The sequence below is a fragment of the Synechococcus sp. JA-3-3Ab genome (assembly GCF_000013205.1).
Lineage (GTDB): Bacteria > Cyanobacteriota > Cyanobacteriia > Thermostichales > Thermostichaceae > Thermostichus.
In genome coordinates this window covers 1819978-1841261 of record NC_007775.1, presented here as the reverse complement: position 1 = coordinate 1841261, position 21284 = coordinate 1819978, and the positions used below count along the sequence as shown (strand labels likewise).

Genomic DNA, 21284 nt, shown 5'->3' with positions numbered 1-21284 from the left:
CGAGCAGCTTGGAAGCAGCGATCTATCAAACCAAGTAAGCTTCCTGGTGAGTGCGAATCGTACAATTGGAGCGAGGTCTGGCCACGCAGAGCAGCACAAATCCTTTGGCTATTTGCTCCTCATCCAGAAAGGTTTGCTCCGATTGATCGACTTCTCCTTCTACCACTTTGGCCACGCAAGAGGAACAACTACCGGAGCGGCAGGAAGAGGGCAAGTCCACATCTTGATCCTCAGCCGCTTCTAGGATGGTTGAATCTTCATCTACTGAGATATAGGTGTCGAGCCGTCGTTTTGGGTTAACCAAGTGAACTGTGTAGGTAGCCATGATGAGATCTCCAGAGAGTTGACGAGGGGTAAACAAGGGAGCTTAGGCAGGGATCCCAGGGCTGCATTCGCCCCGCTCTCCCAAAGAGCTGCAGCCGGCACAGCCGCCAACGGGATCCGGACAACCGTAGTCTTGAAAGACTCGGAATAGCTTCTCCTGCTGCGGGGTAGAAGTGAGAAAGGTTTGATACGCTTTTTCCAGCGCTTGCCGAGCTTGCTCCAATCGCTCTTCTTCGCTGCCCTGGAAGTGCTCCAGAGGAGCCAGATACTGAGCGAATTTGCGTAAGATATGCAGGCGATTCACGTTGACCACCCGCGGATCGTAGGGGAGCTCGAAAAAAGCGAAATAATCCTCGGCATTGACTAGGGCTTGGAAGTCTTTCCAACGGCGGTTGTGGTTCCAACTCATCGGCAGGTCTCCAGGGTTTTCAAGCGTTGTCTGAGGGTGTGCAGCCGGGCAAACAGGGCATAGGTGCGGGCTGCCAAGTCGGGGAGTCGCTCGAACCCGTCGGGTAGCCCCTCGGCCAGATCGTGCAGATCCATTTTCAGTTGGCCTGCTTTGCTGTTTAGGCGCTTGATCTCGCTGCGGAGCTGGTCGGCAGACAGGTGTTCAAAGGGCTCGAAATCCAGGCCGTTCACAACATTCTCAACGTCACTCTCATTCAACATGGGCAAGGCACTCCTAATTGCTGAAGAAAAAGAAGAAAAAATGGCTGCCGGGACGGAGACAAGCGGCTACAGTCGGCCCACCTCAGGGTAGGTTCGGGCCAGTTGGATCCCTTTGTCGATAAGGGCAGTAGCTTTTTCAGTGAGCTGTTCGAGAGACTCGAAACCGAAGCGATGGGCGTCTCGCAGGGTGTTGACCACCAACAACAACCGCCCTGAGAAGACCAGCACCCAACCAAAGCCTTCGCTGTTGAGATCCAGCACCACCTGAGCTAGGAGGCCCGTTTCCTTTTCAATCAGGGCGGCAATGGCGCGGTAGTAGATGAGAATGCGGCTCCGCACCCCGGGATCCACCTCCCCTTCGAGGGATATCTGGCGTTTTTGGGCTTTGGTGACGACAAAGGGCTTGAGCAGCAACTCATCACTCCAGGCGCGGTAGGTGCCGTAGGGATCCGCCGCCCGCAGCTGGCGGACGATCTCCTGCAGGATGGGGCTGGTCGAGGGGGAAAGAGGGGTAACCGTCATGGCTAAACCTCCGCAGGGGAAGTAGAGGGATTTGGGGCTTCGGCTTTGCGGGCGCGCTCGGCCAAGAGCACTTTGCGCAGCCAGGGGGGAGGGTTGTGCAGGGTGGATACCAGGCGCTGCAACAAGCTCTCGATGGATTCTTCTTCCGACTGCACTTTGATGGGGGTGATGCGGCGGTTGATCAGGCGGGCGGCGGCACTGCTGCCAATGGCAGCCACGTAGATGAGGGTGACATCGGCCAAAGCCTGCAGCTTGGGCACCAGCTTGTCCTCGTTGCCATCTGCCTCCAAGTTGCCCCCAAAGGTGAGGGTCTTACAAAATCGGTAGCCTTCGGGGGTGACTTCGTAGAGGTCGATCTGGTTGGCCCAGCCAAAGTGGGCATTGACGTGCTTGCCGTCGCGGGTTGTAAAGGCCACTTGCATAGGCGTTCTCCTTAGAACCGTGAACTTGAGGGTTTAGGGGAGCTAGGGGGATCTAGCTCGAAGCTCTGGATCCCTTAGAATCCATGCCCAGAAACCTGGGGTGGGCTGGGGTGACGGGCTTCCTCCTGCTCCATCAGCAGGTTGCCGACGGCAAACAGTTGGGATAGGGTGCCGCGATAGCCCACCTGACAGATGTGGTTGGCCCCCAGCCGGTCGAAGATAGGGATCCCCATTCGATGCACTGGGATCCCCAGCCGCTTGCCCAGGCGCGCCACGTGGGAGTTGCCCACCAGCAGGTCGGCCCCGGGTGCCAGCTCCTCCAGATCCCCCAGATCTCCCACCCGCACTGCCTCAATGGGAAGGGTGGTCAAGTGGGGATCCGGTGTGGGACTGATGGCCGCCTGGATCTGACAGCCCATATCCAGCAGCCAGTCCACCCACCCCCAGAGCAGATCGGCTTCTAGGGCCAAGGCAATCCGCTGGTTGCCGAAGAAAAAGTGGCAATCCAGGAGGGCATCTTGAACCTGGCTGCGCTGGCGGCGGTAGCGAGAGGGCACCGGCTGCTGGCTGTGATCGGCCAAGGTTGCCAAAAAGGGATCCACAGCCTTGAGACCGGTCAGGTGGGGGAAAACCCGATAGGGGGTGCCAAAGCGCTGGGCCAGGATCTGAGCGGCAGGGCGCATGCTCTCGCCGACAGCTATGGTGAGGCCGGAACGCCCGAGCTGGCGCAATTGCTCAAGGGTGGTGCCGCCGTCTGGGGTCGCCCTAAAGCCGGTGCCCAAGTGTCCGTCCAGGGAACCCGCGGGATCCGGCACCAGGATCGGCTCTAGGCCAAAAGCCTCTGCCATTTCTTTGATCTCCTGGGCGTCGGCAGGGGTGAGGGCAGGCCCGCACAGCACCGTTACCTGGGCAGGGCGGACGGATCCCGACGGCGATTCCGGCAGGGTGCTGACCAAGCTGTTGACGGCGATGGCATAGCCGTCTTGCAGGGATCCCTTAAAGTCAGGCGTGGAGGCCAAGACGATGGGCAGATCCTGCAATTGCGGCTGGCGTCGGCGCAGCTCCCGCAGGATGCGCGGCATATCGTCCCCGCGGGTTTCCGTGAGGCCGGTGGTCAGAAGACCAATCAGCTCCGGCTGGGCCTTCTCCACCAAGGTGAGGATGGCAGCTTCGACATTCTCCTCGCCTCCCAAGATGGTGTCCACTTCGGACATGGCAGTGGTGGACATGGGAATGGCCTCGCGGAAATGACGTACCAGCAGCGCTTTGGCAAAGGCCGTACAGCCTTGGGAACCGTGGAAGAGCGGCAGACAGCCCTTGATCCCCAGAAAGGCCAGGGCCGCTCCCAGCGGAGCGCTGAGTTTGAGGGGGTTGACGCTGAGGGGCTTGCGTTCTTGAATCAACTGGGCCATCCTCCCACCTCCTTTGCTGCTGAGGTCTCCCAGGGGGCAGGCCGTCGCAACTGCTCCCAAATGGGACTGTGGAGGGCGGCATCGATCTCCCGCGCCAAGTTCACCAGGCCGCGATAGCCGGCATAGGCATGGTGCCGCTCCTGGTTGATGTCCAGAAAGGGGATGCGGGCCTTGAGGGCGGTGTACTGGTTGCGTCCGCCGGCGATGAGCAAGTCCGCTTTCGTGCGCTCCACCACCTTGAGCAGCTCTTGCGGGCTGCCCTTGTCCAAGAGAATGCCATCCTGGCCAAGCAGCTCGCGGATGCGGGCTTTGTCTTCTTCGGTGCTTTTGCGGGTGCTGGTGGCCGTTACCTGCATCCCCAGATCTCGAGCGGCGGAGATGATCGACCAACTTTTCACCCCGCCGGTATAAAGGACAACTCGTTTGCCCGCCAGCCGCTGCCGGTAGGGGGCCAAAGCCGCCTCGGTGGCGCGAGTTTCCCGCTCGATGAGGGCCTCGGTACGCTCCTGCAGTTCGGGATCCTTCAGCCCTTGGGCAATGGCCCGTAGGCAGTGGTTCATCTCCTGCAGCCCGTAAAAGGAAGCCTCAATGTAGGGGATCCCATAGCGCTCCTGCATCTTGCGGCCCACATTGAGCAGGGCTTTGGCGCAGATGAGGACGTTCAGCTTGGCCCGGTGGGCGGTACAGATCTCGCGGTAGCGGCCATCGCCGGTGATCTTGGCCAAGATGCGGATCCCCAGCTCGTCAAACAGAGGCAAGACATCCCACAGCTCGCCGGCAATGTTGTACTCGCCGATGAGGTTAATGTCGCGGGGAGTGGTGTACTCCGGGGAGGCGGTGCCGATCACATAGTCCAGCAGGGCTTCTCCGGCCAGACGGTTGCCTAGGTTTTTGCTGCCCACAAAGCCGGGCGCATTCACCGGAATGACCGGGATCCCAAGCTGGCGGCTGGCCCGCTGACACACGGCCTCCACATCGTCGCCAATGAGGGCAGTTACACAAGTGAGATAGACAAAAATGGCGGCAGGCTGGTATTTGGCCTGCAAGTCAAGGATGGCCTGGAACAGCTTTTCCTCCCCCCCGAAGATGATCTCGTTCTCGCTCAGATCGGTGGTGAAGCCCACCCGATAAAGCTGGGGGCCAGAAGAGAGGCTGCCCCGCGTCCCCCAAGAGTTGCCGCTGCAGGCGATTGGCCCATGTACTAGATGGGCGGCATCGGCGATCGGCACCAGGGCAATCGAAGCCCCGTCAAAGGCACAGCCTCCCTGCGCTCCTCCTGGCTTGGCTTGCTCGGCACAGACTTTGTTTTTGCCTTTGCCGTCTTTCTTGTGGTTGTGCTCGCAGGCGGTCTCGTTGAGCAGCTCCGCCACTTTAGTCCGGCTGATCAAGGGCATGATGGGATCTCCTGAGAAGAGGGGGGCTGGGGTTGAGCCGCAGCTTCGGCCAGATAAGCCGCCGCCCGTAGCCGCAGGGCAATGATCTCCTCGTAGAGGGGGTTGATGCGACAGAGGGCCGGAATGTGGACGGTGCGGGATCCCAGCCGGATATCCCGCTCAAAGGGACAGGAAGCCGGGATCAAACGACAAATCCAACGGGCCTGCCGGGATCCCCGAATTTCAATGCTGTTGAGCCAGCGGCGCGGCCACTTCAGGGCGGATCTGAAAATTGAGTTCAAAACCAGGCCGAGCCATCCCAAAGGGTTGCCGACTCTGGGAAAGGGAAGAGAAGGGTAGGGATAAGTCATGGCTTAAACCTCCGAATGGGTAGAATTGGTAACAAGAGGAGGGGGAGCACACCATTCAAAAATCTGCTCCAGTTGCTCCAAGGAAATCAGCCCGTAATGCCAGAGGATCATCGGCAGGGGGCCCTGTTCACACCCATGCCGTTTCAGGGCGAAGGTGAGGGCGGATTCCGGGATCCCAAGCTCGACTTGCAAAAACTGGAGCAGCGGCGCCCGATCGGGGGTAAGCATGGCAGAGTCTCCCAAAACGAGGGGTGGGCGTAGATGGGCAAGCTAGGATGGGGACAAGCCCAAAACCAAGCTGTCGGCAGCCAGAAAGTGGGCCAGGTGAAAGGCCCGTTCTTCCGTCCGCAGCAAAATCTGCTCGTAGAGGTGACGGGTGGCGCGATCCCCAACACTTTCCGCCAGAGCCGCCTGGCGACGCAGCAGATCGATTAGGCTTTGCTCGGCCCGCAAATCCGCTTCCAGCATGGGCCGCACGGCCAATGCATCGTCCCCTTCCGGGCTGAAGCAGCACAGCTCCGCCAGCTTGGCAAAGCTGGAGGCCGGGATCCCACCCAGGCCGTTCAGGCGCTCCCCCACCTCATGGGCGTGGTTCTGAACTTCCTGTAGACTTTCGTTGAAAAATTGGTGAATTGAGTAGAACTCTGCTCCTTCCACAACCAGATGGTGCTTCAGATACTGCAAATACAGCCCCTGAAGACTGGCCCAAACTAGGTTGAGGCCCTCGCAGATGGGAACCGTGATCTCCCGTCCCAGGTGAACGGGGTTGTCTCGGACTTGTTGGAAGGAGCGAGTCGAGGGGGATGGAGTGCTCATTGGCGCTACCAAAACGAGGTGAACAGGAGAAGCAAGGAGGCAAACGGCAGAGGTTCAGGGGTGGTCATCCCCTCCTGCAGATCTCTCAGGGGGATCCCAGGTTTGGAGAGACCAGCAGCGATCCAACCAATTCAGCCAGCCAGAGCGGTCAAGGGCGAAAAGGCGGAGCACACTGTGGACGAGGAGGGCTTCGGTGGGGGTGCGAATCATCACCCACAGTTGGCCGGTCGGGGTACAGCCACAGGTCAAATCCAGCTCCTGCAGACGGTAGAGAATCCGCCAGCGATCGCAACGGGGCACCTGCAGCACTTCAGCCGTTTTCGGTGGGGGAGAAACAAGGGGGGACATAAGCTCACCGGTTGGGAAGCAGGAGGGAGTCTCAGCAGAGGGCAGAACCGTTGGGTTTCTGTTCCCCCGCTTATATCCCCCGCTTATAGCAAGCGGCTGCAGGGGCTCAGGCTTGGCAGCGGGCGATCAGGATTGATTGAGTTATTGCCGATGTACTCAAACCCTGGAAGCTTGGCCCAGAGGGCAAAAAAAGTTTTTCTGAGGGCAGGGGGTTGAGTCTTTTGCCCGCAGGGATCCGGTATTTTTGGGGAAGGGTATGGGTATTTGAGCGAGTACATCCCCCCTGTCACAACAAGAAAGTCCGACGGCCTGCCGCCGCAATAGTCTTCACTTCCTTGGCGAGGACTTTGCCCCAGGGGGATCTTTCCTCAAACTCAAACGGCTATTTTCAATACACTTTTGGGCTGATACGATATTAAATCGTAGCAATTGATGCAAAACGCAGCCGAGGCTGCGGCGCTTGAGTGCATCTGAGCAGATTTTTAGTATTTCCTAAGCATTGCCCCAAGCCCTTGTCGAATCAGGGATTCCGGGGATCCTCCCCACAGCCGGATCCCCCGCCCCTTTGGGTCAAAATACGGCATCCCCGGCCTTGAAAAACCAGACCCTTGACCCCTAAAAAAAGTTGGATTTGGCCTGCCATCAGGCTTTGCAGGTCTTGAGTACAAAGCCAATAAACTCGATCAGTTCTACCGGGCTGAGTGCAACGGAGCGGGCAGAGGGCGGTTGATATAACCGCCAGTAACGTTCTATCCCCTGGTTGACCCCACTATGCCGCCCCTTTCAACTCCGCCCCGCCAGGGATCCCCCTTCCCATCGGCCTGCGCTTGCAGCAGCAGCCCCCGCCAGGCTCTCCCCCCTCATCTGCAGCAACGCATCGCCACCCATCCCTGCTACAGCGAAGCAGCTCACCATCACTACGCCCGCATGCACGTGGCGGTAGCCCCCGCCTGCAACATCCAGTGCAACTACTGCAACCGCAAGTTCGACTGTGCCAACGAGAGCCGGCCCGGTGTGGTCAGCGAGCTGCTGACCCCGGCGGAAGCCGCCCACAAAGTGCTGGTGATTGCCGGCAAGATCCCGCAACTGACGGTGGTGGGCATTGCTGGGCCTGGGGATCCCTTGGCCAACCCCAAGCAAACCTTCGAGACCTTTGCCCGCATTGCCGAGAAAGCTCCGGATCTCAAGCTCTGCCTTTCCACCAACGGCCTGATGTTGCCGGACTACATCGACGAGATCAAACGGCTGAACATCGACCACGTCACCCTGACCATCAACATGGTGGATCCAGAGATCGGGGCCAGGATCTACCCCTGGATCCGCTGGCGGCGCAAGCGCATTCGGGGGGTGGAGGCAGCCCGCATCCTGCACGAGCGGCAGATGGAAAGCCTGGATCTGTTGCGGGAGGCAGACATCCTCTGCAAAGTCAACTCCGTTCTCATTCCCGGCATCAACGACACCCACCTGCTGGAAGTGAACCGGGTGATCCAGGAGAAAGGGGCTTTCTTGCACAACATCATGCCCCTGATCTCGGCGCCTGAACACGGCACCTACTTCGGCCTTATCGGCCAGCGGGGCCCCACCCCTCAGGAGTTGAAAGCCCTGCAAGATCGGTGCTCCGGCAACATGCGGATGATGCGCCACTGTCGCCAGTGTCGGGCGGACGCGGTGGGCCTGCTGGGGGAAGACCGCAGCCAAGAGTTTACCAAGGAGCGCTTTATGCAGATGACCCCCGAATACGACCCCGAAAAACGCCGCCAGGTCCAGGCAAGCATTGCCCAACTGCAAGCTCAGCAGCAGTCAACCCCAACCCACTGGACAGCCGACCTGCCTCCCGACAGCCCCTCCATCCTGGTGGCCGTAGCCAGCAAAGGCGGCGGCCTGGTCAATCGCCACTTCGGCCATGCGCGGGAGTTTTTGATCTACGAGGTCAACGCCCGTGGGGCGCAGTTTGTCGGCCACCGCAAGGTTCCGCAGTACTGCCACGGGGGATCCGGGGAGGACAACAACCTAGAGCAAATCCTGGATCTCATCAGGGATTGCCGAGCCGTGCTGGTCTCCAAGATCGGCGATTGCCCCATGAAGCGTATTCGCGAGGCCGGCATCGAAGTGGTGGAAGACTACGACCTCATCGAAACGGTGGCCCTCAAGTTTTACCGCACCTGGTTGGTCAACCAGGCCCTGGACAGCAAATCTTCCCGATCTTGAGACCTCATCTTTTGGAGACGCGGCCATGGCTACTGCAACTGCTCTCACCAAAGGCGGACTGCCCTGGATCCCACAGTTTATCGAAAGCCTGGATATCAGCCGCTGCCTCGGCTGTAGCCGTTGCCTCAAAGTCTGTGGCCGTGGTGTGTTTGCCCTCAGAGCCCTCAACGAAGACGGCGAGTTTGTCGACAACGAAGAGGAAGAAGAAAGTGAGCGCAAAGTGATGACCATCCTCAATGCCGCCCTCTGCATCGGCTGTCAGGCTTGCGCCCGCATTTGCCCAAAGCAGTGCCATTCCCACGCTCCGCAAGCCGTTTAACGTTGCCCAACCCCTACCTTGTATCGATTCGGAGCCTGTATGAACCCCGTGATCTACCTGGACAACAACGCCACCACCGCCGTGGATCCCCTGGTTCTGGAGGCGATGCTGCCCTATTTGCAGACCTTCTACGGCAACCCCTCCTCGATGCACAGTTTTGGCGGCCAGGTGGGGCGTGCCCTTAACCAAGCCCGCGAACAGGTGGCAGCCCTTCTGGGAGCCGACCCGACGGAGATTGTCTTCACCAGTGGCGGCACCGAAGGCAACACCACGGCCATTTATGCAGCCTTGGCAGCCCAACCCCAGAAGCGCCACATCATCACCACGCAGGTAGAGCACGCCTCGGTGCTCAACGTCTGCAAGCACCTGGAAAAGCAAGGCTACCGCGTCACCTACCTCTCGGTGGATGAGCAAGGCTGCCTGGACTTGCTGGAGTTGGAAGCAGCCCTGACCGGCGATACTGCCCTGGTGAGCTGCATGGCCGCCAACAACGAGACGGGCGTGCTTTTCCCCATCGAGGCGGTGGGATCCCTGGCTCGCAGCTATGGGGCTGTTGTCCATGTGGACGCAGTGCAGGCGGTGGGCAAGATCCCTCTCGATCTGCAGCGCCTGCCGGTGGATCTCCTCACCCTTTCCGGGCACAAGCTGCATGCCCCCAAGGGGATCGGCGCTCTCTATGTGCGGCGGGGCTTGCGCTTCCGTCCGTTGCTGCTGGGAGGGCATCAGGAGCGAGGCCGCCGCGCCGGGACGGAAAATGTGCCGGGCATCATCGCCCTGGGCAAGGCAGCGGAGCTGGCCCAAGCCCACCTCGGGGATCCCCATGAGCGGCTGCTGCGGGATCGCTTGGAGCAGGGCTTGCTACAGCGGATCCCGGATGTCCAGGTTAACGGCCACCCCACTCAGCGGCTGCCCAACACCACCAACTTGGGCTTCAAGTTCGTGGAAGGGGAAGCGATCCTCTTCTGGCTGAACAAATACGGCATCTGCGCCTCCTCCGGCTCCGCCTGCACTTCCGGATCCCTGGAACCCTCCCATGTGCTGCGGGCCATGCGCCTGCCCTACACCGTTTTGCACGGCTCAATCCGCTTCAGCCTCTCCCGCTTTACCCAGCCGGCAGAGGTGGAGCGGGTGCTGGAGGTTTTGCCGGGGATCATTGAGCATTTGCGGGCCATCTCCCCCTTCAGCCACGAGGCGGAAGACTGGCTGCAACAGCAGGAACGGGAACTGGCTCGCCGCTGACCCCCCTCAAACTCATCTTCCCTCGACCGTTAGCATCCTCAACTCAGGATCCAGCCATGTGGGACTACAGCGAAAAAGTTTTGGAACTCTTCTACCACCCCAAAAACCAAGGGGCGATGGATCCCAGCTCCGAGCCTGGTGTTCGGGTGGTGGTGGGAGAAGTGGGCAGCATCACCTGTGGCGATGCCCTGCGGCTCTACTTAAAGGTGGACGAGGCTAGCGAGCGCATCTTGGCTGCCAGCTTCCAAACCTTCGGCTGCACCAGCGCCATTGCCTCTTCCTCGGCCCTGACGGAGCTAATCACCGGCCTCACTCTGGATGAAGCCCTGCGGATCGACAACCGCCAAATCGCCGATTACCTGGGCGGCTTGCCCCCCGCCAAGATGCACTGCTCGGTGATGGGGCAAGAGGCTCTGGAGGCAGCCATCTACAGCTATCGCGGCCTTCCTCTGCCTGACCACACGGATGATGACAGCGCTTTGGTCTGCTCCTGCTTTGGCGTCAGCGAGCAAAAGATCCGCCGCCTGATCCGGGAAAACCACCTCACCTCCGCTGAGGAAGTAACAGCCTACAGCAAAGCGGGCGGCGGTTGTGGCTCCTGCCTGGCCCAGATTGAAGACCTGATCGCCGCCGTTCTGGCCGAGACTGACGCAACCCCTTCAGAAGATTCAAGAAATTCAAAAGGGAACTCCCAAAACCAGACAGAGCCCTCTCCCGCTGCTCCCTCTCCTGTCTCGGCAACAGCGACACCCCCTCCCCTCACCACCTTGCAAAAGATCGCCCGCATTCAGGCCGTCCTGGAGGAGGAAGTTCGCCCGCTGCTGTTGGCCGATGGCGGCGATGTGGAGCTGTACGACCTGGAAGGGGATCAGGTGTGGGTACGCCTCAAGGGATCCTGCACCACCTGCCCCAGCCAGCAAAACACCCTGCGGTTGCTCATCGAAACCCGCCTGCAAGAACAGGTGTGGCCCACCTTAACCGTGCATGCCCTCTAGTTGCCCATTCTCGATAAGCCTGAGAGCCCTATGATCTGCCCCACTGTTACTCCCCGTCGCTTCCCCCATCTCCTGCCTCGATTCGGGAGAGCCCCACCGCTCGACCGGTTTGCTTTTGGATTCCAAGGGATCCAAGGCTGCCTTCCCGCGAGCTGAAATCCTTTGCAGTAAGGATCCCGTCTCGCTAATGCGACCAGTTGCGCCCATTGGCAAGAGATTTCTAACCCTTAAGTCGCCCTCAAGTTTTTCCTCAAGTCTTCATTAGGAGAACTGAACCATGAGACAAATTGCATTCTACGGCAAAGGCGGTATCGGCAAATCCACCACCTGTCAGAATACCGTTGCCGGTATGGCCGAATTGGGGCAGCGGATCATGATCGTCGGCTGCGACCCGAAGGCCGATTCCACCCGCCTCATGTTGCACTGCAAAGCCCAGACCACCGTCCTTCACCTGGCGGCTGAGCGGGGATCCGTAGAAGACGTGGAGCTGGAAGAAGTGGTGCTCACCGGCTACCGAGGGGTGCGCTGCGTGGAATCCGGTGGCCCCGAGCCTGGTGTTGGCTGTGCCGGACGAGGCATCATCACCGCCATCAATTTCTTGGAAGAAAACGGTGCCTACGAGGATCTGGACTTTGTCTGCTACGACGTGCTGGGGGACGTGGTCTGCGGCGGTTTTGCCATGCCCATTCGGGAGGGCAAGGCCCAAGAGATCTACATTGTTTGCTCCGGCGAAATGATGGCCATGTATGCGGCCAACAACATCGCCCGCGGCGTGCTGAAATACGCCTACTCTGGCGGCGTGCGCTTGGGTGGCTTGATCTGCAACAGCCGCAAAGTGGATCGCGAGATCGAGCTGATCGAAGCTCTGGCCGAAAAGCTGAACACCAAGATGCTGCATTTCATCCCCCGCGACAATGTGGTTCAGCACGCAGAATTGCGCCGCATGACGGTGATCGAGTACTCCCCCGACTGCAACCAAGCTGACGAGTATCGGGCCTTGGCCAAAAAGATCATCAACAACACGGATCTGAGGATCCCCACCCCCATCTCTATGGATGAGCTGGAGCAGTTGTTGATAGAGTTCGGCGTTTTGGACGACGACCAGAAAATCGCCCACCTCATCGGCAAAACCGAAAAAGAGTTGGCCCCAGTGTGAACTTAAAGATGGGCTGGGGGTGGATCCCTTCCTCCCTCGGCCCTCGGTTCCCCCTAGTTTCTTTCTCAAAAAAATCCAGTAGATGAGGCTCTTCCCATGACTACTCCAAAAAGCGCCCTCAAAGAGGAAAACCGAAAAGTTATTGCAGAAGTTCTGGAAACCTATCCGGAAAAGGCCAAGCAAAAGCGAGCCAAACACCTCAACGTCTATGACGAGGGCAAAACGGATTGCGGAGTAAAGTCCAACATCAAGTCGATCCCCGGCGTCATGACCACTCGCGGCTGTGCCTATGCCGGTTCCAAGGGGGTGGTGTGGGGGCCGGTCAAAGACATGATCCACCTCAGCCATGGCCCCGTGGGCTGCGGCTACTACTCCTGGTCGGGAAGGCGCAATTACTACGTCGGCACAACCGGGGTAGATACCTTCGTTACCATGCAGTTCACCTCCGATTTTCAGGAGCGAGATGTGGTGTTCGGGGGGGACAAAAAACTGGCCAAACTCTTGGTGGAAGCCAGCGAACTCTTCCCCTTGGCCAAAGGCATTACCATCCAGTCCGAATGCCCCGTCGGCTTGATCGGGGATGACATCGAGGCAGTGGCCAAGAGAGTTTCCAAAGAAATTGGCAAGCCGGTGGTACCGGTGCGCTGCGAAGGCTTTCGGGGGGTCTCCCAGTCCCTGGGCCACCACATCGCCAACGATACGGTGCGGGACTGGGTTTTGCCCATTGCTGACAAGAAAGCGAAGGAGGGATCCCTCAACTTTGAGCCCGGCCCCTACGATGTGGCCCTGATTGGGGACTACAACATCGGCGGCGACGCTTGGTCTTCCCGGATTTTGCTGGAGGAGATGGGCCTGCGGGTAGTGACCCAGTTTTCCGGCGATGGCACCTGGAACGAGATGCTGCTTGCCCCTCGGGTGAAGCTGAATCTCATCCACTGCTACCGCTCCATGAACTACATCTGCCGCCACATGGAGGAAGCCTACGGGATCCCCTGGCTGGAGTTCAACTTCTTTGGCCCCACCCAAATTGCCAAGTCGCTGCGGGCCATCGCCCAGCGGTTCGACGAGACCATTCAGGCCAAGGCGGAGCAGGTGATCGCCAAGTACCAGCCCCAGAGCGAGGCTGTCATTGCCAAGTATCGTCCCCGCCTCGAGGGCAAACGGGTGATGCTGATGGTGGGCGGACTGCGACCCCGCCACGTCATCCCGGCCTTCCGGGAGCTGGGCATGGAGGTGATTGCCACCGGCTACGAATTCGGCCACGGCGACGACTACAAGCGCACCACCCAGTACATCGACGACGGCACCCTCATCTACGATGACGTGTCCGGCTACGAGTTTGAAGAATTTGCCAAGAGGTTGAAGCCAGATCTCATCGCCTCCGGCATCAAGGAGAAGTACGTCTTTCAAAAGATGGCTTTGCCCTTCCGCCAGATGCACTCTTGGGACTACTCCGGCCCCTACCACGGCTACGACGGCTTTGCCGTGTTCGCCCGCGATATGGATCTGGCCTTGAATAGCCCCACCTGGGATCTGGTCAAAGCCCCCTGGAAGTCTTAGCTTGCCGCCGGGATCCCAGACGCCAACGGCCCTTCCTTCCCCTGCCCCTCATTAGGAGACCGACCATGCCGCAAGATATCCAAGACATCAAAGATCACGCCCGCCTGTTTCAAGATCCGGAATATCAGGCGCTTCTGCAGTGCAAGCAAACCTTTGAAGATCTCCCTTCCCCGGAAGAAGTGGCCCGGGTGGCCGAATGGACAAAATCTTGGGAATACCGGGAGAAAAACTTTCAGCGGGAAGCTTTGACGATAAACCCTGCCAAGGCTTGCCAGCCCTTAGGGGCCATCTTCGCCGCTGTCGGCTTCGAGGGAACTTTGCCCTTCGTCCATGGATCCCAGGGGTGTGTGGCCTATTTTCGCACCCATCTCACCCGCCACTTTAAGGAGCCCTTTTCGGCGGTCTCCACCTCGATGACGGAAGATGCGGCGGTGTTTGGCGGCCTCAAAAACCTAATCGAGGGACTGGAAAATGCCTACGCCCTCTACAAGCCCAAGATGATCGCCGTGTGCACCACCTGCATGGCGGAGGTGATCGGGGATGACCTGGGGGCCTTCATCACCACGGCCAGAAATGAGGGAGTGATTTCCCGCGACTTCCCGGTGCCCTATGCCCACACGCCAAGCTTTGTGGGATCCCACATCACCGGCTACGACAACATGCTCAAGGCCATTCTCAGCACCCTCACCGAGCCGGTGGGCCGCACGGGTAGCAATGGCTACATCAACGTCATCCCTGGCTTCGATACCTACATGGGCAACTTGCGGGAGATCAAGCGCATCTTCGGCTTATTCGGGATCCCGCTGACCCTGCTGGCGGACAACTCCGACTATTTGGATTCGCCCAACGACGGCACTTTCCACATGTATCCCGGAGGAACCCCTTTGGAGGCGGCTGCCCAATGCCTCAACGCCGAGGCTACTTTTTCCTTCCAGCGCTACACCACGCCCAAGACCCTGGAGTTTCTAGCAGAGGCCTCGGGTCGGCCCACCCTGACGGCGCGGCCAGTGGGTATTCGGGGCACGGATGAGTTTTTGATGCAGCTATCCCAGTTAACGGGCAAGCCCATTCCCGCCGAGCTGGAGATCGAACGGGGCCGGGCGGTGGATGCTTTCACGGACTCCCAAGCGTGGATCCACGGCAAGCGGGTAGCCCTGTATGGGGATCCGGATCTGGTGATGGGCTTGCTCAGCCTGTTGCTGGAGCTGGGAGCGGAGCCGATCCATGTGGTGGTGACCAACAGCAACGAGGAGTTCGAAGCCGAGGCGCGGGCACTGCTGGCCTCCAGTCCCTATGGACAGGGGGCAACCGTCTGGGGGGGCAAGGATCTCTGGCATCTGCGCTCTCTGATGTTCACCGAGCCGGTGGATCTGCTGATCGGCAATTCCTACGGCAAATACCTGTGGCGGGATACGGGCACGCCTTTGGTGCGCATCGGCTACCCCATCTTCGACCGCCACCATCTGCATCGCTATCCCACCTATGGCTATGTGGGGGCGCTCAACCTCCTTAACTGGATTGTCAACACCATTCTGGATGAGGCAGATCGGCGCAGCATCATCCCCGGCAAAACCGATTTTTCCTTCGACTTAATTCGTTAGCTTCCGGAGTAGGGGGATCCCAGAGGCTAGATAGATCTTGTCAAGGATCCCCTGCTCCAAAGACTCCACCCCGCTAAGAGGAACAGCCAAGCCTTACAGGAATCTGATGAATTCTGCCAGAACTTCGGTTGAGCTTTCTACCCTGGACATGATTGCCCTGACGCAACCGGGGTCGCGCCAGCGGTGCGGAGCACCATCGACGGTTACCGATTGCCTAGGCGGGCCGTAGGTCTTGGAGGATGGATCCCATGAATTCCTCTATCACCATCAACGACACCACCCTACGCGATGGGGAGCAAGCGGCAGGGGTAGCCTTCCAAATCCCCGAGAAAATCTCCATTGCTGCCCTCTTGGATGCCATTGGCGTACCCGAAATTGAGGTGGGGATCCCGGCCATGGGCGCCGTGGAAACGGAAGCCATTCGCGCCATGCTCAGCCTGGGGCTGCGGGCCCACCTGCTGGGGTGGAACCGGGCTGTGCCCAGCGATATCCTCGCCTCTATTCGTTGCGGCCTCAAGCGGATCCACATCTCCGTGCCGGTCTCGGATCGGCAAATCGCTGCCAAGTTCCAAGGGGATCGCCCTCGGCTGCTGCGACAGTTGCGCCAATGCGTGGAGATGGCCTTGGAGCAGGGGCTGTGGGTCTCGGTGGGGGCAGAAGATGCCAGCCGCACCTCCCTGGAGCAGGTCATCGAGCTGGCCCAAATGGCCCAAAGCTGGGGCTGTCGGCGCTTCCGCTACTGCGATACGGTGGGCGTTTTGGATCCTTTTAGCACCTACAAGCAGATTCGCCGCCTGGTGCGGGCCATCGATATCCCTGTGGAGATGCATACCCACGACGACCTGGGCATGGCCACTGCCAATGCCTTAGCCGGGATCCGCGCCGGCGCTCAGTCGGTGAACACCACCGTCAACGGCTTGGGGGAACGGGCCGGCAATGCCCCCTTGGAAGAGGTGGTGATGGCTTTGCGCTGCACCTTGGGGATCGATGTTGGGGTGGATACCCGCCGTTTGCGGGAGCTGTCTCAACAGGTGGCACGGGCCAGCGGTGCTCCCCTCCCCCCCTGGAAGGCCATCGTTGGCGACAACGCCTTTGCCCACGAGTCGGGCATTCACGCTGCAGGGGTGCTACGGGATCCCCAGACCTATGAGCCTTTCCCACCAGAGGCGGTAGGCAGCCAGCGGCGGCTGGTGTTGGGCAAACACTCCGGCCGGCATTTGCTGCTCCAGATCCTCAAGGAACACGGGATCCCTGTCGAGCAGATCCCACCTGGCCAACTGGAAAAGCTCCTGGAACAGGTGCGGCAGCACGTCACCCATTGCAAGCATCCGATCCCACCGGCGGAACTGGCCCGTTATTGCCGCGCAACGCTGACGCAATGGGCGCAACACACTCCAGAACCCATCCCAGAGGAAAGCCATCCCGATGTTGTCTAACCGCTTGTCCGGAAAGGAAACTTCCAAATCTCAGGCCATTTTGGCAGCCGTGTCTCGACGGGCGCGCCAAGTAGGCCGCAGCCTAACCCGCCAAGAGCTTTGTCAGGTGCTGGCAGAAATCACAGGAGGTACCCCATGAGCGACGAACTGGAGCTGGATCGCCCTCCCCAATTTGAGCTGGGCGACAAAGTCCGCATCCGTAAGGTCATCCGCAACGATGGCACCTTCTTCGGCCAGCCGGTGGGGAAAATCTTGGCCGTTCCGGGCGACGAAGGTTACGTGATTTCCATTGGCACCTTTCTACAACGGTTTTACGTCTATGCCGTCCACTGCTTGGCCAAAGGCTTGGTGGTGGGGTGCCGTGCCCAAGAGCTGGAACTTGTGGAGAAAGGGCTATGAAAGTCATCCTGCACGAAAGTGCCTACGGGCATTTGATGGTCTACGTTCCCAAAAAAGATCTGGAAGAATCGGTTGTGGCCACCCGTTCAGAGGCCGGGGAAACCATTTTCACCTTGAGCAACGGTTGGGAATTGTCCATCCCGGAGCTGCCGGAGCCTTTATCTCTGCCCAAGACGGTAGAGGCCAAACGCCTCTAGCCAACGGTTGGCTGAACAATTCAAGCAATTCTATTCCTATCGGCTCATCCCCGAAAGGGCTGAGAGAATGGGTTGAACTCAGCTCCAACAAGCTCTAGATACCCATGAAAAGGGTTGGATTCCCCGTTACTTTGTATGGACAACCGGCCCATATGGGGAGATGGCTTTTTATCCTCCAGGGGCTCCTGGTTCTTCTTTGCCTGGGAACCGTCTATTCCTGGAGCATTTTCCGCAAGCCCCTGGAAACAGAGCTGGGGATTGGGGCCAGTGAGAGCCTGCTGCCCTACACCGTTGCCCTCGTGTTTTACGCTACCCTCATGCCCATCACAGGGTTTGTCATCCCCCGCTGGGGATCCCGCCGAGTACTGGCTCTGGGGGGCAGCTTGGTGGGTTTGGGCTATGGGCTGGCCAGCTTCGCCCCTTCTATTGGGTGGATCACCCTCTGCTATGGGGTGATTGCCGGCAGCGGTGTGGGAATAGCCTATGGAGTGCCAATGGCCGTGGCAGCCCGTTGGTTCCCGGATCGCAAGGGATTGGCGGTGGGATCCACCATTGTCGGCTTTGGCCTATCCCCCCTGCTTACCGCTCCTCTAGCCAACCGCTTGATCGAGGCGCTGGGGGTTCGACCTACGCTGCTGATTTTGGGGATCCTCTTCGCGGCAGTGATCCTGGGGATCGCAACCCAACTGAGATTTCCTCCTCCCGATTGGATCCTTTCCTCACCTTTTCCAAGAAAATCCACGAATGGCCCAGATCGCTCTCCGTTGACTTCTCGGCGCTCTCTCCCTCTGCTGAGGAACCCCTCCTTCTATGGCCTGTGGATCTGCTATGCCATCGGCACTCTGATCGGTTTAAGCGCCATTGGGATTTCTGGTCCTGTGGGGGAAGAGCTGATCGGCCTGGATCCCACTGCGGCTGCCAACAGCGTGGCTCTCTTCGCCATTTTCAACGGGATCAGCCGTCCTCTGTTTGGCTGGTTGGCCGATCGCTTACATCCCCATCAGGTCACTACGGGCTCCTATGGGCTGATCCTGCTGGCCTGTGGGCTAATGCTCCTGCCTCCCCAGGGATCCCTTCTGGGCTATTGGGTAGCCTTTTCCTTGCTTTGGTTTTGCCTGGGGGGGTGGCTGGCCATGGCTCCCGCCCTGACCCTGCGCTTGTTTGATCCCGAACGCTACGCCCAGAACTACGGCATTGTGTTTACCGCCTATGGAGTTGGGGCCTTGGTGGGAACGATGATCGCGGGGCAAATTCGCGATAGGCTGGGCAGCTATAGCTATACCTTTTATGGGATGGCCGCCTTGGCGGTGGTGGGGATCTGGGTGGCCAACGTTTTTTTGAAAGAGAAGTTGTAGGAGCTTCAAGCCAGCGGGCACAGCAGGGATCCCATCAGCAGGGGCAGCAATCCCCTACTTCATACCCTCCACTGCAGGGCTGGGTGAACCAACTTAAAGACTTGCCCCCCCAAGGCAAGCAGTTTGGTAGAGTAGTACGGCTATTGCCGACAGATTGGGATCGTGGCGGAATGGTAGACGCTACGGACTTAAAATCCGTTGTTCCTCAAGAACGTGAGGGTTCGAGTCCCTCCGATCCCATCATCCCTTGATCCCTGTCTGTTCCAGCACATTCAGCAAGTCCGGGATCCGAACCCAGGCATCTTCTCGATCCAAATCGGGGCTGGAAAGAAGAGCCACCAAAGCCGGATCGCAAACAGGCGCCACCAAGGGGAAATACCTTAACCCTGCCACCTGAGCAATACTCCAAAAATAGGGAAGCACTGCATTGCTGGGCAAGATCTCGATGACGGTGGTGCCGGGTTGACAAAAGGCGAGGTTGGTTAGGCCCGCCCCGTGGATCCCGATCACCGCCTCTGCCCCCTGCATCAGGGCTATTTGCTCTTGAAGAGAGAGGGTTTCCATCTGCACCGGTACAAATCCCCAAGGGTGCAAACAGGCCAGCACCTCCGCTTCGTTGATCACCCGCCGCCAGCGGGCAGACCGACGGCTGATGTAAATTCGCCGCGGTTGTAAGGGGTCAATGGAGAAACTCGGCTGGGCCAGTTGCCGCAGCACCTCCAATCCCCTAGGCGTCAAGCACCCCACCGGAGCGCCTGCTGAGGGCACGATCAGGTTCTGGGCTTGCAGATGGGATCCCCCCAACTGCTCAAAGCTGAGGATGCGCTCGACTGGGATCCCCAAAGCAGCCAAGCTCTGCACCTGGAAGGGTTTTCCCTGATACCCGTGGATCAAGATGGGGATGTCCTTTTCCAGGGCGCCCGACCGCTGCAGGATATCGAGGGCCGGCAGAATATCCACCATCCAGTGAAAGTAATTAACTGCCCCCAAGGGCAAAAGGGCAACGGGGCCATCCAGTGGGATCGGTGGGGGGAGATGGGGCAAGCCCAGCAGGGGGTGGTGCTGCAGGTGATCTGGCCTGTAGTCCCAGTCGAGGAACTCCGGCGGCGGCAAGCTCAGGGACAGATCGGCGAGCAATTCTCCCCGGCGGGTGAGCACCCCACTGGCGAAGCTGGCGTAGAGGTGGCGGGGATAGTGGCCCACGTGGACGGATCCTCGGGGGATCTGGGCGACAAAGGTCTCTGCCAAGGGGATGCGCTGCGGGCGCAACTTTTGCAAAATGTCGGGATCAGCGGCAGGGGGCGCTTTTAGACAGAGAACCCCCCCTGGATCCAGCAGTTGGTAGTCCCCTTCGCCCGTGGCCTGATGCCACTGTCGGGTGGTGAGGTAGCCTTGGGTTGGCACCGGCCAGAAGTCGGTTGTAGGGGGAGTGCTCTGGGAAAAGGAGTCTGCTGGAGGGGCAACGCCTTCTGGAGCCCAACGCTGCCGCCAAGCCGAATACAGGAAATCGGGGATCCTCGCAGATCCCTCTCCCCTGCATGCCTGCTCCAGTCCAGATCGCAGAGGGCTTTCCCCGCCGCTGCCCTCGCACCACGCCTGCACCCAATTCCGTTCCGCTGCCACCGCTCGGCAAACCTTCTCCCAAGCGGCCTCAGGGTGAGCCAACCGCACTTCCGCTTCCGCCCAGTAGCTGTAGAGTTGCGCCGTCCCGGTGCCCCGCGCCTCAGCCGCCTGGAAACACCGCACAGCCTGAACTGGATCCCGCAGATCCAGCCACGCCAAGCCCATCTGTACCCAGGGATCCCCCCACTCAGGGCGCAGCCGCGCAGCCTCCTGTAGAGGGGAAATCGCCTCTCGCAAACGGCCCAGCTTCATCAGGGCCAAGCCCCAGCGCCAAAAACTCTCTGCTGCCGCCGGATCCCGTTGGCAAGCCCGCTCAAACCACTCCGCTGCCGAGCTCCACAGCCGGCTCCGCTCTTGGGTCAGGCCAATGCGGTGGGCAGCCAAAGCCTGGCCAGAAGACGGCTCCAGCCCAGAAAGCCCATCCCCCACCTCCAGAAGCTGGCGATACAGAGCTGCTGCCTGCGGCCAATGGCCCTTCTCCCACAGCCTTTCCGCCAAAGCCTGCAAGCCCCTCAGCAGGTGGTAAGCGGCCTCGGATTCGGCCACGCCCTCTGCATGCAGCATTGCCAAGCCCTCTTGCCACGCAAGCTGCCCCTCCAGTTCCCGACCCAGCAGGAGATAGGCAGATCCCAGATCCCAATACAGCTCTGGAGACAGGGATCCCTGCTCGAGCCCCTGCTGCAAGACCTGAATGACGTGCTCGTAATGCCCCTGCTCCCAATCCTCAAGGAGAAAAGCAGAAGACAACAGATGGGGGGGTAGAGCTGGGTTGGGAGCCATGTCTTTGTGGATGAGAAACAGTGTTACAAACTGCAACAATCCTCCCCCTCTGGGCCCATGCCCCTAGTATTCTAGGCTTGGCCTCCCATTCAGGGATCGGACAGCGATCCTTCTCAGCTCAAAGAGGGATACTTGTCCGGTCGCGGGTCAGCCTCTTCA

The 21284-nt window shown here is 59.7% G+C and carries 23 protein-coding genes and 1 tRNA gene; 12 read left to right on the top strand and 12 right to left on the bottom strand.

Annotated elements, in window-relative coordinates; genetic code table 11:
- Positions 1–25 precede the first annotated feature (25 nt).
- The 11 genes from CYA_RS08675 to CYA_RS08625 form a co-directional block, all read right to left on the bottom strand.
- Complete coding sequence (locus CYA_RS08675; protein ID WP_011430667.1) at positions 26–325, bottom strand: 2Fe-2S iron-sulfur cluster-binding protein; 300 nt, start codon at positions 323–325, stop codon at positions 26–28.
- Positions 326–367: 42 nt separating this feature from the next.
- Complete coding sequence (nifW, locus tag CYA_RS08670) at positions 368–733, bottom strand: nitrogenase-stabilizing/protective protein NifW (protein WP_011430666.1); 366 nt, start codon at positions 731–733, stop codon at positions 368–370.
- Positions 730–993 (bottom strand): CCE_0567 family metalloprotein, encoded by a 264-nt coding sequence (locus tag CYA_RS08665; protein ID WP_011430665.1) that lies wholly within the window; start codon positions 991–993, stop codon positions 730–732. Before CYA_RS08665 ends, nifW begins: the two co-directional genes overlap by 4 nt.
- Positions 994–1059: 66 nt before the next feature.
- Positions 1060–1515 carry a NifX-associated nitrogen fixation protein gene (locus tag CYA_RS08660; protein ID WP_011430664.1) on the bottom strand — a complete coding sequence of 152 codons (456 nt, stop codon included), beginning with the start codon at positions 1513–1515 and terminating at the stop codon, positions 1060–1062.
- Between the two features lie 2 nt (positions 1516–1517).
- Positions 1518–1937, bottom strand: coding sequence for a nitrogen fixation protein NifX (gene nifX, locus CYA_RS08655; protein ID WP_011430663.1), 420 nt, complete (start codon positions 1935–1937; stop codon positions 1518–1520).
- A 74-nt stretch (positions 1938–2011) separates the two neighbouring features.
- A complete protein-coding gene (gene nifN, locus CYA_RS08650; protein WP_011430662.1) occupies positions 2012–3349 on the bottom strand; it encodes a nitrogenase iron-molybdenum cofactor biosynthesis protein NifN in 1338 nt (445 codons plus the stop codon).
- Positions 3337–4743, bottom strand: a complete 1407-nt coding sequence (nifE, locus tag CYA_RS08645; protein ID WP_011430661.1) for a nitrogenase iron-molybdenum cofactor biosynthesis protein NifE — start codon at positions 4741–4743, stop codon at positions 3337–3339. The genes nifN and nifE overlap by 13 nt, the downstream gene beginning before the upstream one ends.
- Positions 4734–5093 carry a Mo-dependent nitrogenase C-terminal domain-containing protein gene (locus tag CYA_RS08640; protein ID WP_011430660.1) on the bottom strand — a complete coding sequence of 120 codons (360 nt, stop codon included), beginning with the start codon at positions 5091–5093 and terminating at the stop codon, positions 4734–4736. The genes nifE and CYA_RS08640 overlap by 10 nt, the downstream gene beginning before the upstream one ends.
- 3 nt (positions 5094–5096) lie before the next feature.
- A complete protein-coding gene (locus CYA_RS08635) occupies positions 5097–5321 on the bottom strand; it encodes a DUF2949 domain-containing protein (protein WP_011430659.1) in 225 nt (74 codons plus the stop codon).
- A gap of 42 nt (positions 5322–5363) precedes the next feature.
- The gene (locus CYA_RS08630; RefSeq protein ID WP_011430658.1) at positions 5364–5909 is read right to left on the bottom strand and encodes a ferritin-like domain-containing protein; all 546 of its coding nucleotides are present in this window, start codon (positions 5907–5909) and stop codon (positions 5364–5366) included.
- A gap of 54 nt (positions 5910–5963) precedes the next feature.
- The gene (locus tag CYA_RS08625; RefSeq protein WP_011430657.1) at positions 5964–6257 is read right to left on the bottom strand and encodes an Asr1405/Asl0597 family protein; all 294 of its coding nucleotides are present in this window, start codon (positions 6255–6257) and stop codon (positions 5964–5966) included.
- 771 nt (positions 6258–7028) lie between these two features.
- On the opposite strand from CYA_RS08625, the gene nifB reads away from it, so the two are divergent.
- From nifB to CYA_RS08565, 12 genes are all read left to right on the top strand, one after another.
- Complete coding sequence (gene nifB, locus CYA_RS08620) at positions 7029–8465, top strand: nitrogenase cofactor biosynthesis protein NifB (protein ID WP_011430655.1); 1437 nt, start codon at positions 7029–7031, stop codon at positions 8463–8465.
- A gap of 25 nt (positions 8466–8490) precedes the next feature.
- Complete coding sequence (gene fdxB / locus CYA_RS08615; protein WP_011430654.1) at positions 8491–8784, top strand: ferredoxin III, nif-specific; 294 nt, start codon at positions 8491–8493, stop codon at positions 8782–8784.
- A 39-nt stretch (positions 8785–8823) separates the two neighbouring features.
- Positions 8824–10023: a cysteine desulfurase NifS gene (nifS, locus tag CYA_RS08610; RefSeq protein ID WP_041438416.1), complete on the top strand. Its 1200-nt coding sequence runs from the start codon at positions 8824–8826 to the stop codon at positions 10021–10023.
- A gap of 56 nt (positions 10024–10079) precedes the next feature.
- Positions 10080–11018, top strand: a complete 939-nt coding sequence (gene nifU / locus CYA_RS08605; protein WP_011430652.1) for a Fe-S cluster assembly protein NifU — start codon at positions 10080–10082, stop codon at positions 11016–11018.
- Between the two features lie 277 nt (positions 11019–11295).
- Positions 11296–12174: a nitrogenase iron protein gene (gene nifH / locus CYA_RS08600; protein ID WP_011430651.1), complete on the top strand. Its 879-nt coding sequence runs from the start codon at positions 11296–11298 to the stop codon at positions 12172–12174.
- 96 nt (positions 12175–12270) lie between these two features.
- Positions 12271–13734, top strand: a complete 1464-nt coding sequence (nifD, locus tag CYA_RS08595; protein ID WP_011430650.1) for a nitrogenase molybdenum-iron protein alpha chain — start codon at positions 12271–12273, stop codon at positions 13732–13734.
- Positions 13735–13799: 65 nt separating this feature from the next.
- Entirely contained in the window at positions 13800–15335 is a 1536-nt protein-coding gene (gene nifK / locus CYA_RS08590; protein WP_011430649.1) for a nitrogenase molybdenum-iron protein subunit beta, read from the top strand.
- Between the two features lie 248 nt (positions 15336–15583).
- Positions 15584–16771 (top strand): homocitrate synthase, encoded by a 1188-nt coding sequence (gene nifV / locus CYA_RS08585; RefSeq protein ID WP_011430647.1) that lies wholly within the window; start codon positions 15584–15586, stop codon positions 16769–16771.
- 135 nt (positions 16772–16906) lie between these two features.
- Positions 16907–17170 carry a nitrogen fixation protein NifZ gene (locus CYA_RS08580; protein ID WP_011430646.1) on the top strand — a complete coding sequence of 88 codons (264 nt, stop codon included), beginning with the start codon at positions 16907–16909 and terminating at the stop codon, positions 17168–17170.
- Entirely contained in the window at positions 17167–17367 is a 201-nt protein-coding gene (gene nifT, locus CYA_RS08575; RefSeq protein WP_011430645.1) for a putative nitrogen fixation protein NifT, read from the top strand. The genes CYA_RS08580 and nifT overlap by 4 nt, the downstream gene beginning before the upstream one ends.
- A gap of 152 nt (positions 17368–17519) precedes the next feature.
- Positions 17520–18722 (top strand): L-lactate MFS transporter, encoded by a 1203-nt coding sequence (locus tag CYA_RS08570; RefSeq protein ID WP_011430644.1) that lies wholly within the window; start codon positions 17520–17522, stop codon positions 18720–18722.
- Positions 18723–18878: 156 nt separating this feature from the next.
- A tRNA-Leu gene (locus CYA_RS08565) sits at positions 18879–18962 on the top strand.
- Here CYA_RS08565 and CYA_RS08560 read toward each other — a convergent pair.
- Positions 18963–21161, bottom strand: a complete 2199-nt coding sequence (locus CYA_RS08560) for a glycosyltransferase 61 family protein (protein WP_228375245.1) — start codon at positions 21159–21161, stop codon at positions 18963–18965.
- Positions 21162–21284: the final 123 nt, after the last annotated feature.